The following is a 13,971-nucleotide window of genomic DNA, read 5'->3' on the forward strand; positions in this document are numbered from 1 at the left end:
AGTTCAGCGCGCTGTTCGATCGTTAGTGGGGGTCTTTGCATGCATCGATATCTGGGGACATTGCATCCGATTTCAATGATTCAGTGGACTAGCCTCCGCCAAGCGGCGGATCACGAACTTCCTGGCATTGCACCAGCTGCGATGGGATTTTCGGGTTCGCCAACGGAGTGCGCTGGCCGCAGCTGCGCCAGTTCCCGCTCCAGGTGGGTGCGGTCAAGGCCTCGTTGGCCTGCGGCAGGGCCCCCCCGATTTTGAGTAGCACGCCAGTCTAGAGTCCAATTGCCTACCCCGAAGGAGATTGGACGTGAAGAAGCGTTTTACTGACGAGCAGGTCATCGGCTTTCTGCGTGAGGCCGAAAGCGGCGTGGCGATCAAGGATCTGTGCCGGCTCCACGGCTTCAGCGAGGCCACGTACTACTTGTGGCGCAGCAAGTTCGGTGGGATGAGCGTGCCTGATGCCAAGCGGCTCAAGGACTTGGAGGCCGAGAACACGCGCCTGAAGAAGCTGCGCGCCTAGCAGGTGTTCCAGAACGATCTGATCAAGGAGGCACTGCAAAAAAAATGGTGAGCGCACCGGCGCGGCGAGCACTGGTGCGCGAGTGGGTCGGGCGAGGGGCCAGAGAGCGGAGCGCCTTGGCGGCGATGGGTATGAGCGCCAGTGCGCTGCGCTATTGCCCGCGCGAGGACCGCAACGTTGCGTTGCGCGAGCGCATCGTGGAACTGAGTTCTGCGGCAAGGCCATGGTCGCCTGACGGCTGGTTGCGCGATGAATGCCTCAACGAACACTGGTTCCCCACACTGCTGCATGCGCGCACCGAGATCGAGCGCTGGCGACGCGAGTACAACCAGGAGCGACCCAAAAAAGCCATCGGCGGACTGACGCCCTCCGCGTATGCCTCGTGTCGGGCCTGTGCCAGCGCTTGGGTGCGCGCCTGCGCCTGCGCTACGACCGTATCAGCCTCGGCGTGCAACCGCTCTGCCAGGCGGCTGACCAGATCCTGCAGCGCCTCGCCGATGGCGACCTTGGCGCCGGGGCGCTGTTCGTCCCAGTCCAATGAATCATTGAAATCGGATGCTCGGATGCAATGTCCACAGATATCGATGCATGCAAAGACCCCTACTGACGATCGAACAGCGCGCTGAACTGGATGCAGTGATGCGCAAGCGCCACGGTAGTGCTGCCTTGGCGCGTGCGGTCCGCTCAGTATCAATTGGCCGGAGATTTCTCAAACTGCACAGTAATCCTGTGATTGGGCCAAGCAATGCCTAAAAATTCACAGTCTTACCGAGCACGGTCCGAACTTGGGACATCAGGCGCCAAACCTGTGACTTGGCCGGTAGCAGGGTGCCGGTTTCAGCCAGATCCAAAGGAGCCTGGAACGAACCGCCATAACGCTATTTCGCATAATGTATATTATGTAAAAACTGTCACGAGGCGCCGGTCAGCCCAGGCATAAGCCCAACCGGTCAGAACCATCAGATGCCCTACGTAATAAATGTAGAACGCGCGGCGCGTGCGTGGTATCCGGATCGGCAACGCTGCCAGCCCGAGTAATGGCAGCGCGAGCAATGCCCAGGCGTTACCGTTGACGTAATACAGCGACGCGACCGGCAACACGAGCAGGAGCAGCGCAGCGGCTGGGCAGCTCACGCGCCATTGCCACGGGTTGCGCCAGAACATCCAACCGCCCAGCACGATGGCAAGGCCGCTCCAGTTGTACTCGATCGCCGCTGGCGCCAGACCCGCGCACAACGCGAGGAAGATCCAGCGGCCACGCTGGATCGCCAGGATGCAGGCAGCGGCGAGCGCAAAAGACAGCAGCACATTCAGTGGAAACACGCGCTGGAATGCGATCGCAGTGACCGGTGTTGCGATGACACCCCAGACAAACAGACGCTTCACCGACTTCTCGATATCCGCACCCGGCTGCGCAAGGTTGTAGGCCAGCACCAGTGCGAACAACGGAAATGCCGCACGCCCCAGTTCGGCAACGACCGGCACGTAGCCGATCGCCAGGACCTTCAAGGCGTGATCGCCCGTCATGAACACGACTGCCAACCATTTCAGAAATTCGCGGCCGCCACTGGTCACTGACGCGCCCTGCCTCGCCTGGGCGATTTATGCCCTTGCCTGAGCGCGTCCCCTGCTCCGCCGCAGCGCCACACAATCATTTGCCGTCACCGCGCACCGCTCCGTTGTCCTCCTGCAATTCGCGCTTGAATGGCACGTCCGGCGGGGGCCTGGCGGTGGCCGGTTGGTCGTTGAGGTTAGGGTCGCTGAGACCGCAACCGCCGCCGAACTGCAGCAGCGACACCACGCAACTGATCTTGGTGGTGGTGCCGGGAATCGGGATCTCGATCTTCTTCAGTCCGCGGCGCACCCATTCCTGCAACAGCGACTGGTTCGGCATCCAGTACTTGTCCAGCGAGGTCGGTGTGTAGCCATATGGTGGGCGCTTGAGCCAGGTGCCGCCCTGGGCGATCTGGTCGCGTGTCCAGGTATCGGTCTCGCTGCCCGGCGGCCCACGATCGCCCGCGCCGCTGCCGGTCTCGCCAGTGCCGGCCACCCGCACACTGCCGTCGCTGTTGAAGACGCCATCGCGGTGGCCGTTTGCGCCGCTGGTGTCACCGCGCCGGTTGCGATCGGATTTACTCCAGTCGTCGGCATTGGCCGCGACATCCCAGCCGCCGCTGCGGTCGGCCGGTTGCGGGCCGGCGTTACTGCTGGCAGCGGGCGTGGCAGCGGAAGAGGCTACCGTCTTGTCAGCTTGCGCAGGCGTCGCCGATTTGGCCTGCGCGGTGTGCGGTGCCGAGCTGGCTGGCGAAGGCTGCGCAGCAGGCACGCTGGCCGTTGCCGACGAGGTCGCCGGCTTGGCCGGTGCCGGTTGAGCTGGCGGCGCCGGGTCGGGCACGCTGGGCAATTCGGTGGTGCGCACCGCAACCTCGGGCATACGCACGCTGGGCGCGAGCTCGCGCGGCCGGATCACCGGTACGGTGAGCTGGGGTTGGTCAGGCACCACGATCTCGCGCTCGCGTACCGCCGGCGCCGTTGCAGCACGCAGCGCCACCGCAGGCGCCGGGCGCTGCAGTTCGTGCAGTGCCGGCCGCTCGGTCACGGTCTGGATGTCGCGCTGGCGTACTTCGATCTGCGGTGCCGACGCCGCCACGGGACGCGGCGCCGCGGTGATGCTCGGCGGTGGCGGCACCACGAAGTCGGTCGTGGCAATCGGTGTCTCGGTGACCTGCAGCGGCGATTCGATCGTGACCGGCGGCACCTGCACCGTCACTTGCGGTACCGCAGGCGCCACCGGGTCGCTCGCAGCAGCGACCGCCGGTTCGGGTGCGGTCTCCGTCGCCTGCGCCGTGCTGGCGGACTCCGTGGGTTCGGTTGCCTGTGGCGGCACCGAGGGTAACGTCGTCGCGTCGGCCGGATTCCCGCTTGCTGCGCTGGTGTTCTGCGCCGTGGCAGCCTCGCCGGCAGCAGGCGGCGCAGCAGCGGATGGTTCCCCTTGCCCGCCCCCCTGCTCGGCCGCACCATCGCCGATGAACGTCATGCGCACCCGCGACTCGTCGCCTTGGGTGGTCTCCTCCGGCGCCCAGCGCACGGCGACCACCCAGATCAGCAAGGCGATAAAGCCGATGTGGATCAGCAAGCTGCCCAGCAAGGCGAGCCAGTGCTGGGAGCGCTGATCGCGCGGGCGTGGATCCCAGTGCTGCCACCACAGGCTGCGGAACGCCTGGAATCGCGTCAGCCGCCGCGCAACGCCGGTGCCATCCGCTGTCGATGGACGCGCCAGCAGCACATCCATCACCTGGTCGTCGTTGAAAGGCACAGCCGCGCGTGGGCGGTTGCCCATCCAGATGCCCCAGCCATACGGCAACCCGGTGCGCCGATCCAGAATGAGCTTGGCCGGCATGCGCGCGCGCAGTGCCTGCAGCAGATCGGCAGCCGTTGTCACCGGTGGTGCAGAATCAGGCCGCGCTATCGCGCGGAATGTACGGGGCGTCGCCGGTGGCGTGATCGGTCGCATCGCGTACCGCAGTCACCCCGGGCACGCGCCCCATCAAGGTCTTCTCGATGCCCTGCTTGAGCGTGACATCGGCCATGCCACAGCCATGGCAACCGCCGCCGAAGCGCAGCAGCACCACGCCATCGGCAGAGACCTCCTGCACGGCGACGCGACCGCCATGCGAGGCCAGCTGCGGGTTGACCTCGTTCTCCACCACCCAGCGCACACGCTCAACCATCGACGCCGATTCGGCCGGCGCCTCGCCCTTGATCTTGGGCGCCTTGATGGTCAGTTGCTGATTGCCGGTGGACTGGGTGACGTAGTCGATCTCGGCACCATCCACCCACGGCACACTGGCGGCGACCACATATAAGGTGAAGCCGTCGCAGTCGATCGCCCACTCGTCGCCGTTGAGATCGGCCGGCTCTGCGAACTCAAGTCGGGCATCGGCACGCGGGGTCCCCGGGTCCACCGCGCTCAGGCGCACGCCCATGCCGGGCACGCCCTCGCGTTCGATGAGCTTGCGGAAATAGGTCTGGGCTTTGTCGGATATCTGGATCATGCGGGTTATTCTAGCGCTCAATGCGCCCTCGCTCATGGAACACCGTGATCCTGGCGGGGCACCGTCCGCCCACCCCTGCGAGACCGCCATGACCGATCTGATTCCCCTGGAGCAGGCCCACTGCCTGCCGCGCAAGGGCAGCGACCACAAACTGGGCGAAGCGCGCCTGGCCGAACTGCTGCCGCAGGTACCCGGCTGGGAGCTGGCAGAGGCCGGTACCGCAATCACGCGGACGTTCCGGTTTGCCGACTATTACCGCACCTTGGCCTTCGTGAACGCGCTGGCCTGGATCGCCCACCGCGAAGACCACCACCCGGACCTGGGCGTGCACTACGACCGGGTCGTGGTGCGCTATTCCACCCACGACGTGGGCGGGTTGAGCGAAAACGACTTCATCTGCGCCGCCAAGGCCGCGCAACTCTACGATCAGGGAGTCACCGCATGAGTCTGTCTCGCGCCGCCCTCGCCGGCCTGGCCCTGGCGGCCGGCCTGACCGGCTGCGGCAAGTCCTCGCAACCGCCTGCCGCGCCCACGGTGCCCCCCACCGAGCTGGCCGCGCTGAAGACCCCGCCCCCGGAGTACGCCCCAGAGTTGGCCTGCGCCGGCGTCGGCGGCACCAGCGTCTTGCGCGTGGTGATCGGGATCGAGGGCAAGCCCACCGATGTGTCGGTGACCCAGAGCAGCGGCCAGCCAGTGCTGGATGAGGCTGCGATGAAGCGTGTGCGCGAATGGCAGTTCAAGCCGGCCACGCGCAACGGGCAGGCGGTGCCGCAGACCATTCAGGTGCCGGTGGCCTTCAAGCCGCCGGTACCGCAGCCGGACGAATGCTTCGCCATCGAAGAGCGGGCGCGGCGCGGCGGTTGAGCGCGCCGGAGCGGGGGACATGGCGTGCTGCATCGGCACATGCCATCCCGGCGCAGGCGTCTGCCCGCACACCGTTGCACGTCAATTTCATCGTCTGCCTGCGCCGGTCGGTTGCCTTGCAGGACTGATGGCGGCCAGACCACGCGCGCAGCATGGCGGTACTGCCATGCTGCGGCCGCCGCCGTGGGTGCCTCCGATGATGCATGCGCCGTGGCGGAATCCAGTCTTTTTCGAGGGCATCGCGTCGCATGATTGAGGTTTCATCGCACAACGTCTGGATCGCGCTGGCGGTCACCCTGGCGGCCGGTCTGGCCACCGGGCTGGGTAGCCTGATGGTGGTGTTCGCCAAGAAGCCCAATCCGCGCCTGCTGGCGTTTGGGCTGGCGTTTGCAGGCGGCGCGATGGTGTATGTGTCGCTGTCGGAAATCCTCAATAAATCGATCGCCGCGTTTTCAGCCGCATACAACGACAAGCTAGGCTTTACCCTTGGCACGCTGGCCTTCCTGGCCGGCATGCTGCTCATCATGGTGATCGACCGCCTGGTGCCCAATCCGCACCAGAGCCTGTCCACCGACGACCCGCAATTCCGCGACGACAACCGCGCCTACATCCGGCGCGTGGGCCTGATGACCGCCATCGCGATCACCGCGCACAATTTCCCCGAAGGCCTGGCGACCTTCTTCGCCACTCTGGAAAGCCCCGCCGTGGGCATGCCGCTGGCGTTCGCCATCGCCATCCACAATATCCCTGAAGGCATTGCCATCGCGGTGCCGGTGTATTTTGCCACCCGCAACAAGTTCTATGCGTTCGGTGCCAGCCTGTTGAGCGGCCTTGCCGAACCGGTTGGGGCAGCGATCGGCTACCTGGCGCTGGCCGATGTGCTGTCCGATGCGGTATTCGGCACGGTTTTCGGGCTGATCTCCGGGGTGATGGTGTTCCTGGCCCTGGATGAGCTGCTGCCGGCGGCCAAGCGTTATGCAAAAGGCCATGAAACCGTCTACGGCCTGGTGTCGGGGATGGGCACACTTGCCATCAGCCTGGTGTTGTTCCGCTTTGCCGCGCCTTGAGGCGTCTCATCGCACCGCTTTGCGTTGATCGGTGATCCAAGCACAACACAGCGATGTCATAAGTACGTGACGCGGCATAGCGGCTCGTCGACGATTGACCGCCTGCACGCTGAACATGCTCGCGCGAAAACGCCACACCGCCGACCCAGCAAGCTTCCAGACATTCAATGCGGCGCATGGTAAGCGCGTCATCCACGCGCACTGAGCGAGGTGCCGTATGCAACGCACACAGTCTTGGGAGCGCCTGGCTTGGGCGCTTGCAATCGCATCCACCAGCGCCATGGTGCTCGGCGGCTGCCAAGGTAACGCGCCATCGCAGACGGCAGCGCCGCCCTCCGATCCGCCCCCTCCGGTTGCCGCAGCGCCCGCGTATACGCCGCCAACTGCCGACCAGCTCTACCAATTGGTCGCGCCGATCGCCCTGTTTCCCGACAAGCTGCTGGCGCAGACGCTGGCGGCCTCGGTATACCCGGATCAACTCATCGCCGCGCAGGACTGGTTACGCAGTCATGGCGGCCTGAGTGCCAGCGACCGCGCGCAGGCCACCGTCTCGCAATCCTGGGACCCCAGCATCAAGGCACTGACCGTCTTCCCGGATGTGGTGGACCAACTCGCCGGCAATCTCGACTGGACGCGGGCGCTGGGCGATGCCTACGCGCACGATCCCAATGACGTGCTCAACGCCGTGCAGATCATGCGCCAGCGCGCCCAGGCCAGTGGTCACCTGCGCAGTAGCCCGCAGCAGCAGGTGCAGGTGGCGCGACATGTGGTGGTCACGCCGATCCTCGACGCAGGCCGCGTGCCGCCGCCCACGCAAGTGATTACCATTGAACCGGCGCAACCGGACGTGGTGTATCTGCCGCGCTACGACCCAGGCGTGGTGTATGGCACGCCGGTCGATGTAGACCGCACCTACCGCTATCACCCGGTGCGTTGGTACGACCAAGGCGATGTGGTGACCACCGGCCTGGTGTCCTTCGGGGTCGGCGTGCTCGTGGGCAGTGCCCTGGAACACCATCATGGCTGGTTTGGTTGGGCAAGCCCGGCACCCGCATGGCACCGCTGGGGCTGGAACAGTTGGGGCGTGGACTGGAATGCGCCGCCTTCAGCGCCGCATTACGTGGTCTACCAGCAGCATGTCTACGCGCCACAGACCACCGTCATCAATAACCGCACTACCTATACCGATGCCCGCTCGTACGTGCGTCAGGACCAGCGTCGGTGGTCGAACGGCGCGCTGCCGTCTGCGTCCGGTACGGCAGTGGTGCCGGACGCCAGCCCGGGGGTGCGTACAGCGGTACCGGTCGCGATGGCGGCAAGCGCGCAGTCCTTGCAGGCGGCGCCGCGTTCCGGCGCATTTGCCAGGGCGCCAAGCGACCCACATCGCGCACCCGATTACGCGCATCTGTCTGCGCCGCGCTTCAATGCGCAGATGTTGCAGCCAGGCCGCCCGGTGACCATGCACGCACCCTCACCGCTGCCCGCCAATCTGCCGACGCCCGCTCAAGTGGCGCTGCATGGACAGAGCGTCCCAGCCCCGATGGTCGCTTCAGCCGATCACTCGGACACCCGACACCCGGACACGCGAGCGATTGCATTGCAGAGCGCGCGGCCTCCGCGTGCGGCGATGCCTGCGCCGCCACGCTCCCTGCAGACGGTACTGCCCCGCTTGGCAGGCATCGAACATGCACCGCAGGCTACGCTGCCACCGCGCGAGGCATTCGCCAACCTCCAGCAACCGCATCAGGCCAGGCAACCGGAACGGGAGGCGCCGCAACTGCGGAATGCCCCGATGCGCGGACAATCAAGCGCCCCGCCCCAGCAACATGCCGCGTTCGTGGAACCGCAACGTGTCGAACGGGGGCGGCAGCTGTCGTACCCAGTCCAACATCAGGCGGCGCAAGCGCAAGCGCCACCGCAGCAGCACCCGCAGCGGGTGGCGTCGTTTACGCCGCCTCGTCAGGCCCCTGCCCGGCCGGCCGAAACGCATCCGCAGCGCCAGCGTGCGCAGGCATCGCAGCATCATGACCATCGCCACGACAGCTGAGGCACACCTCATAGACGGGTGACAAACGCAGCTGGATCGCCCGCATCAGCGCCCCAGGCGGTCCAGGGCGTCGGCCAGCTCCGGCGCCAGCGGCGCGCTGAGCACGTAAGGGGTCTTGCCGGCGTCGAGCGCGAACTCCAGCGATGCGGCATGCAGGAACAACCGCTTCAGCCCGAGCTGGTCGCGCAGGCGCTTGTTGACCTCGGCCTCGCCGTATTTGTCGTCGCCGGCCACCGGGTGACCCAGGTGCTGGGCATGCACGCGGATCTGGTGGGTGCGCCCGGTCTCGATGCGGACTTCGCAATACGAATGCCCACCGCGCCGCTCCAGCAGCTTGAAGTGGCTCAGCGACGGCTTGCCGATTGCATTCACCTGCACGTGCCGCTCGCCGCCCTGACGCAGGCCGATATGCAGGGGCGCATCGACCGTCATCACCCCATCGGGCATGCGCCCGACCAGCAAGGTCAGGTAGCGCTTGGTGATGCCGCGGCCTTCAACGCGGTCGTCTTCGCGCATCAGCGCCTGCAACTCGGTCAACGCCGAGCGCTTCTTGGCCACGATCAACAGGCCGGAGGTGTCGCGGTCGAGCCGGTGCACCAGTTCCAGGTTCTGGTTCGGACGGAGTGCGCGCAGGGTTTCGATCGCGCCGAAGCTGATTCCACTGCCGCCGTGGCTGGCCACGCCCGAGGGCTTGTTCAGCGCCAGCAGGCGCGCGTCCTCGAACACGATCGCCGCGTCCAGCCGGGCCAGGAACGCTGCCGGTGGCGCGCCCTTGTCGCCCTCCTCGTCCACGCGCACTGGCGGGATACGGATGTCCTCGCCACCTTCCAGCTTGCGCTCGGCCTTGGCGCGGCCGCCATTCACCCGTACCTGGCCACTGCGGACCAGCTTGTAGATCAGGCTGCGCGGCGCACCCTTGAGCTGGCCAAGCAGGAAATTGTCCAGCCGCTGCCCGGCACGGTCTTCGGGAACTTTGAGAATACGCACGCCCACACGGTCGGCAGGTGGCTTGGGGCACTGGGGGTCGGTCATCCGGCTATTTATTCTGTTACACTCGGCGGGCGAGATAAGGGTTTGATTTCGTTGGAAGTTGATGGGCCAGAAGCCTGACTTCCGATGATTCCGGCACAGTGCGCGACCACCGCCCCCGGGGCGGCCATGTTAGCGGCTCACCGGCCTGCCCGGCCATCGCCAGCGGTTTTTGACCGTTGCGTTGAACATGTCCCGTGCGCGGCCCCGGTATCGTCCGGACGCAGCGCCGGCCCTGAAACACCTAAAAACTTCAAGAGAAGCGCTCCCGCGGCCTGCCGTGGTGTTGCAGCGCTGGAAACCCTAGCCAGGCCTGTCCGCGCGTTGCGCGAAAGGCCGGCGACCTGTTCCAGAGGCGAAACGTCACGGCGTTCCGCGCGGTAGAGCGCGTAAGGAACGCAACAATGAAGCGAATGCTCATCAACGCAACGCAGGCCGAAGAGCTGCGCGTGGCGATTGTGGACGGCCAGACCCTGTACGACATCGACATCGAACAGCCGTCCAAGGAACAGAAGAAGTCCAACATCTACAAGGGCCGCATCACCCGGCTCGAACCCTCGCTGGAAGCGGCGTTCGTGGACTATGGTGCCGAGCGCCATGGCTTCCTGCCGCTGAAGGAAATCTCCCGCGATTACTTCCAGGCCGGTGTCGACCACAACAAGTCGACCATTCGCGAGCTGCTGCGCGAAGGCCAGGAAATCGTGGTGCAGGTCGACAAAGAAGAGCGAGGCAACAAGGGCGCGGCGCTGACCACGTTCATCTCGCTGGCTGGCCGCTACATGGTGCTGATGCCCAATTCGCCGAGCGCCGGTGGCGTCTCGCGCCGGATCGAAGGCGAAGACCGCGCCGCGTTGAAGGAAGCGCTGGACAAGCTCGATATCCCCGACGACATGGGCGTCATCATCCGCACCGCCGGCGTCGGCCGCGACGCCGAAGAGCTGCAGTGGGACCTGGATTACCTGCTGCAGACCTGGAAGGCGATTGCCGAAGCCGCGCTGAGCAAGCCGGCCGCCTTCCTGATCTACCAGGAGTCGCGCCTCATCATCCGCGCCCTGCGCGACTACCTGCGCGCCGACGTCGGCGAGATCCTGGTCGATACGCCCGAGCTGTTTGCCGACGCCCAGGAATTCATGAAGCAGGTGATGCCGCAGAGCCTGCGCAAGCTCAAGCACTACACCGACGACATCCCGCTGTTCAATCGCTTCCAGATCGAATCGCAGATCGAAGGCGCCTACGAGCGCAACGTGCGCCTGCCCTCGGGCGGCTCGATCGTGGTCGACCAGACCGAAGCCCTGACCGCCGTCGACGTGAACTCCTCGCGCGCCACCAAGGGCAGCGACATCGAGGAAACCGCGTTCCAGACCAACCTGGAAGCGGCCGAAGAAGTCGCGCGCCAGTTGCGCCTGCGAGACCTGGGCGGCCTGGTGGTCATCGACTTCATCGATATGGCCTCGTCCAAGCACCAGCGCGAAGTCGAGAACAAGCTGCAGAACGCGCTCAAGTACGACCGTGCGCGCGTGCAGCTGGGTCGCATCTCGCGCTTCGGCCTGATGGAAATGAGCCGCCAGCGGCTGCGCCCGAGCCTGGGCGAATCCAGCCAGATCGTGTGCCCGCGTTGCGATGGCCATGGACGCATGCGCAGCGTCGAGTCGCTGTCGCTGTCGATCATCCGCGTGGCCGAAGAGCACGCGATGAAGGAGAACACCGGGCAGGTGCTGGTGCAGGCGCCGGTGGAAATCGCCAACTACCTGCTCAACGAAAAGCGCAGCGCGCTGCGTGAGATCGAACAGCGCCACGAGTCGCCGATCATCATCGTCGCCGACGAACAGCTGCACACCCCGCACTACGAAGTCACGCGCCTGCGTGAGAACGAGCTGGGCGAAGACAGCGGCAAGCCGAGCTACCAGCGCGGTACCCCGCGCAAATTGCCGGTGCATGCGCTGACCAAGGCGCAGTTGAACATCCCGGCTGCCCCGGCGGTGACATCGATCAAGCCGAGCCAGCCCGCCCCGGTGCGCGAAGAGGCCCCTGCCCCGGTCGCGCCCGTCGCCGCGCCGGCGCCGGTGGTGAGCGTGCCGATTCCGGCCCCGGTCACCGGCGTGGTCGGTTGGTTGAAGCGCATCTTCGGTGGCATCGAGCCGGTCGCTCCTGCGCCAGAGTCGACTCCGCGTCCGCGCCAGAACGATGCTGGTCGTCAAAACCGCAATGAGCGTGGCGAGCGTGGCGGTCAACGCCGTGATGGTCGCGATGCCCGCAATGGCGGCCACAACCGTGGCAACGGCGGTAATGGCAACGGCAACGGTGCCAACAAGGAGCGTCGCGATGAGCGCCGCCAGCCGGCCAGCGGCCAGGGTACGCAGAACGGCACCCAGGCACAGCAGCAGGTGCAGGTGCCCAAGCCGCCGCGCAGCGAAGCACAGGCACCGAAGCAGCAGCAACCGCAGCAGCCCCAGCAGCAGCCCCAGCAGCAGAAGCCCAAGCCGCAGAACCAAGCCCCGCGCCTGCCGCGTGCGCCCGCACAGCAGGACGGCGCGCCGTCCGAACGTCAGCCGCGTCCGGCACGCCAGGATGAGGGAACGGCGGCAGCGCAGACCACCACCGCGACTGCTGCAACGGCAACGACGTCGAGCGTGGTGTCTGCCATCGCCGAAGCCACTGCACCGGTCAACACCCAGAGCAATGCCAACGAGGCGACTCCGGCGCATCCGGTCGAGGTCGTGGTGAGCGAAACCACTGCCGACCGCGGCACCGACGCGAATGCGACCGTGCCGGGCCAAGACGCCTCGGGCGACGATGCGGCCAATGGCGAGGGCGGAAGCCGTCGTCGTCGCGGTCGCCGTGGCGGTCGTCGTCGTCGTCGTGGTGCCGGTGCCAATGGTGAAGGCGGCGGCAGCATCGATGGCCTGGAAGCCGACGATCTGGACGGCGATACCGATAGCGATCTCGAAGGCGACAGCGAAGGTGAAGAGGCCGGTTCACCGGCCCTGGCCGCTGCTGCACCGCGCGCTGGCCAGCCGGAGTTCGACTTCGACGACGACGCACCGGCAGCGCCCGCGCGTGCAAAGACCGACCCTGCTGCCCAGGCCGCCGCCAAGCCGCGCCCGGTGCCGAAAGAACGGGCGGAGCCACAGAACGCCATCGATACGGTTTCGACCACCGCACCTGTCTCCACGGCTGCGCCATCGGCACAGCCGGCGGCAGCAGCGCCAGTTGCTCCTGTCACCGATCGCGAACGTGCCGACGCGACCACTGCTGCAGCGGAGCCGGCACCCGCCAAGGCTGCGCCTGCGGCAACGGTCTCGACGGCCGCCAGTGCAAGTGCTGCAGTGCAGGCCGTGGGCCAGCACCCGGCTTCGGTGGCGCAGCAGGACGCCGCTGACAGCGCGCCCGCTGCTGCACCGGCGTCGACCGCCATGCGTGCAGACCCTGTGGTCACGGCCGCATCTGCCTCAGCCCCCGTCGCAGCGACCACAGCCACGGCAGCAGCCGATGCTCCATCGGGTGCTACCCCCACTGTCGCAATACCGGCGCCAGCCGACGCGGCGGCGAGGACTGCACGCCAACCGGTGCCCTCGGCATCGGCGGCTGCACCGGCGCGTGATCCTGCCGCAGCAGAGGCCGACAAGCCGCAGCCTGCTGCTTCGGCGCAAGCCGGACAATCGGCGTCGGCACCGGCCGCAGCAGCGACCCATGCGGCCGACCTGTCGGCGCCTGTGGCAGCGGCGCCGGCGGCGCACGCGGCAGTGGTGACGGTCAAGGCGCCACATGCCGAACCGTCAGTGATGCAGGCACCCTCGGCCGAGGTGGTGACGACCTCTACGACGGTCGTGCAGGCCAGCCCGGAGACAGATGCCGCTCCGGCACGCAAACCGTATGCACCCGTGCAGACCACCCTGCTCGATGCGCTGAGCCCGAACCATGCGGCAACGCCGGCAGCTGTTGCGGGCGAAAGCCCGGCAACGGCTGCCACCGCGCAGCAGCCGGCGGCAGCCAAGCCCAAGCCGACGTTGGTCGTGTCCGAAGCGGTCAGGCCGGTTGCCCCATCGCCCAAGGCCGACGAGGCGCAGGACGACGATGGCGACAAGCCGCAGGGCGATCGCTGATCGTCGCGGGCAACAGGTTGGGCTAGCCTGTCAACTGACAGGCGATGCCCGCATAAAAACACGGCGGCCTTCGGGCCGCTGTGTTTTTATGCGGCTAACCAAACGACTATGCAGCCGCCAGCCGGGCGCGGCTATCGGCAGACACCATTGTGCACTCCGTTGTGAGCGTGCCGTCCACGCCTGAAGACTGCTCGCCACGTGCGCGCTGTTGGTGTCACGCCACCGCGATGACCAACGGGACCGACCTTGCAGCGATCGACACTAGCGCCTCGTCTTTGTTCGGCTCCAT

The 13,971-nt window shown here is 66.5% G+C and carries 9 protein-coding genes and 3 pseudogenes; 6 read left to right on the forward strand and 6 right to left on the reverse strand.

The features are described from left to right. Window positions 1–110: 110 nt before the first annotated feature. Window positions 111–203 (reverse strand): annotated as a pseudogene (locus tag XcuCFBP2542_RS20345) (integrase); the annotation flags it as partial. 101 nt (window positions 204–304) lie between these two features. Here XcuCFBP2542_RS20345 and XcuCFBP2542_RS16005 point away from each other — a divergent pair. Beyond that, window positions 305–897, forward strand: a pseudogene (locus tag XcuCFBP2542_RS16005) (transposase); the annotation flags it as partial. Here the strand turns inward: XcuCFBP2542_RS16005 and XcuCFBP2542_RS16010 are convergent. From XcuCFBP2542_RS16010 to XcuCFBP2542_RS16025, 4 genes and pseudogenes are all read right to left on the reverse strand, one after another. Beyond that, window positions 894–1,043: pseudogene (locus tag XcuCFBP2542_RS16010) on the reverse strand (DNA-binding protein); the annotation flags it as partial. The pseudogenes XcuCFBP2542_RS16005 and XcuCFBP2542_RS16010 overlap by 4 nt on opposite strands. A gap of 371 nt (window positions 1,044–1,414) precedes the next feature. After that, window positions 1,415–2,092 carry a TraX family protein gene (locus XcuCFBP2542_RS16015; RefSeq protein ID WP_104604848.1) on the reverse strand — a complete coding sequence of 226 codons (678 nt, stop codon included), beginning with the start codon at window positions 2,090–2,092 and terminating at the stop codon, window positions 1,415–1,417. Between the two features lie 76 nt (window positions 2,093–2,168). Further along, the gene (locus XcuCFBP2542_RS16020; protein ID WP_104604850.1) at window positions 2,169–3,959 is read right to left on the reverse strand and encodes a transmembrane repetitive protein; all 1,791 of its coding nucleotides are present in this window, start codon (window positions 3,957–3,959) and stop codon (window positions 2,169–2,171) included. A 13-nt stretch (window positions 3,960–3,972) separates the two neighbouring features. Next, on the reverse strand, window positions 3,973–4,572 hold the full coding sequence (locus XcuCFBP2542_RS16025; RefSeq protein ID WP_029219923.1) for an NfuA family Fe-S biogenesis protein: 600 nt from the start codon (window positions 4,570–4,572) through the stop codon (window positions 3,973–3,975). Between the two features lie 88 nt (window positions 4,573–4,660). Between XcuCFBP2542_RS16025 and XcuCFBP2542_RS16030 the strand changes: the two genes are divergently transcribed. The 4 genes from XcuCFBP2542_RS16030 (at window position 4,661) to XcuCFBP2542_RS16045 (ending at window position 8,550) form a co-directional block, all read left to right on the forward strand. Beyond that, window positions 4,661–5,017 carry a 4a-hydroxytetrahydrobiopterin dehydratase gene (locus XcuCFBP2542_RS16030; RefSeq protein WP_104604852.1) on the forward strand — a complete coding sequence of 119 codons (357 nt, stop codon included), beginning with the start codon at window positions 4,661–4,663 and terminating at the stop codon, window positions 5,015–5,017. Beyond that, window positions 5,014–5,436, forward strand: a complete 423-nt coding sequence (locus XcuCFBP2542_RS16035) for an energy transducer TonB (RefSeq protein WP_104604854.1) — start codon at window positions 5,014–5,016, stop codon at window positions 5,434–5,436. Before XcuCFBP2542_RS16030 ends, XcuCFBP2542_RS16035 begins: the two co-directional genes overlap by 4 nt. A gap of 248 nt (window positions 5,437–5,684) precedes the next feature. Further along, on the forward strand, window positions 5,685–6,503 hold the full coding sequence (gene zupT / locus XcuCFBP2542_RS16040) for a zinc transporter ZupT (protein WP_104604856.1): 819 nt from the start codon (window positions 5,685–5,687) through the stop codon (window positions 6,501–6,503). A 217-nt stretch (window positions 6,504–6,720) separates the two neighbouring features. Beyond that, window positions 6,721–8,550 (forward strand): DUF3300 domain-containing protein, encoded by a 1,830-nt coding sequence (locus tag XcuCFBP2542_RS16045; RefSeq protein ID WP_104604858.1) that lies wholly within the window; start codon window positions 6,721–6,723, stop codon window positions 8,548–8,550. Window positions 8,551–8,595: 45 nt separating this feature from the next. On the opposite strand, the gene XcuCFBP2542_RS16050 is transcribed toward XcuCFBP2542_RS16045, so the two are convergent. After that, window positions 8,596–9,582 (reverse strand): RluA family pseudouridine synthase, encoded by a 987-nt coding sequence (locus XcuCFBP2542_RS16050; protein WP_104604860.1) that lies wholly within the window; start codon window positions 9,580–9,582, stop codon window positions 8,596–8,598. Window positions 9,583–9,992: 410 nt separating this feature from the next. Between XcuCFBP2542_RS16050 and XcuCFBP2542_RS16060 the strand changes: the two genes are divergently transcribed. Next, a complete protein-coding gene (locus XcuCFBP2542_RS16060; RefSeq protein WP_104604864.1) occupies window positions 9,993–13,682 on the forward strand; it encodes an Rne/Rng family ribonuclease in 3,690 nt (1,229 codons plus the stop codon). Window positions 13,683–13,971: the final 289 nt, after the last annotated feature.

The sequence above is a fragment of the Xanthomonas cucurbitae genome (assembly GCF_002939885.1).
GTDB lineage: Bacteria > Pseudomonadota > Gammaproteobacteria > Xanthomonadales > Xanthomonadaceae > Xanthomonas > Xanthomonas cucurbitae.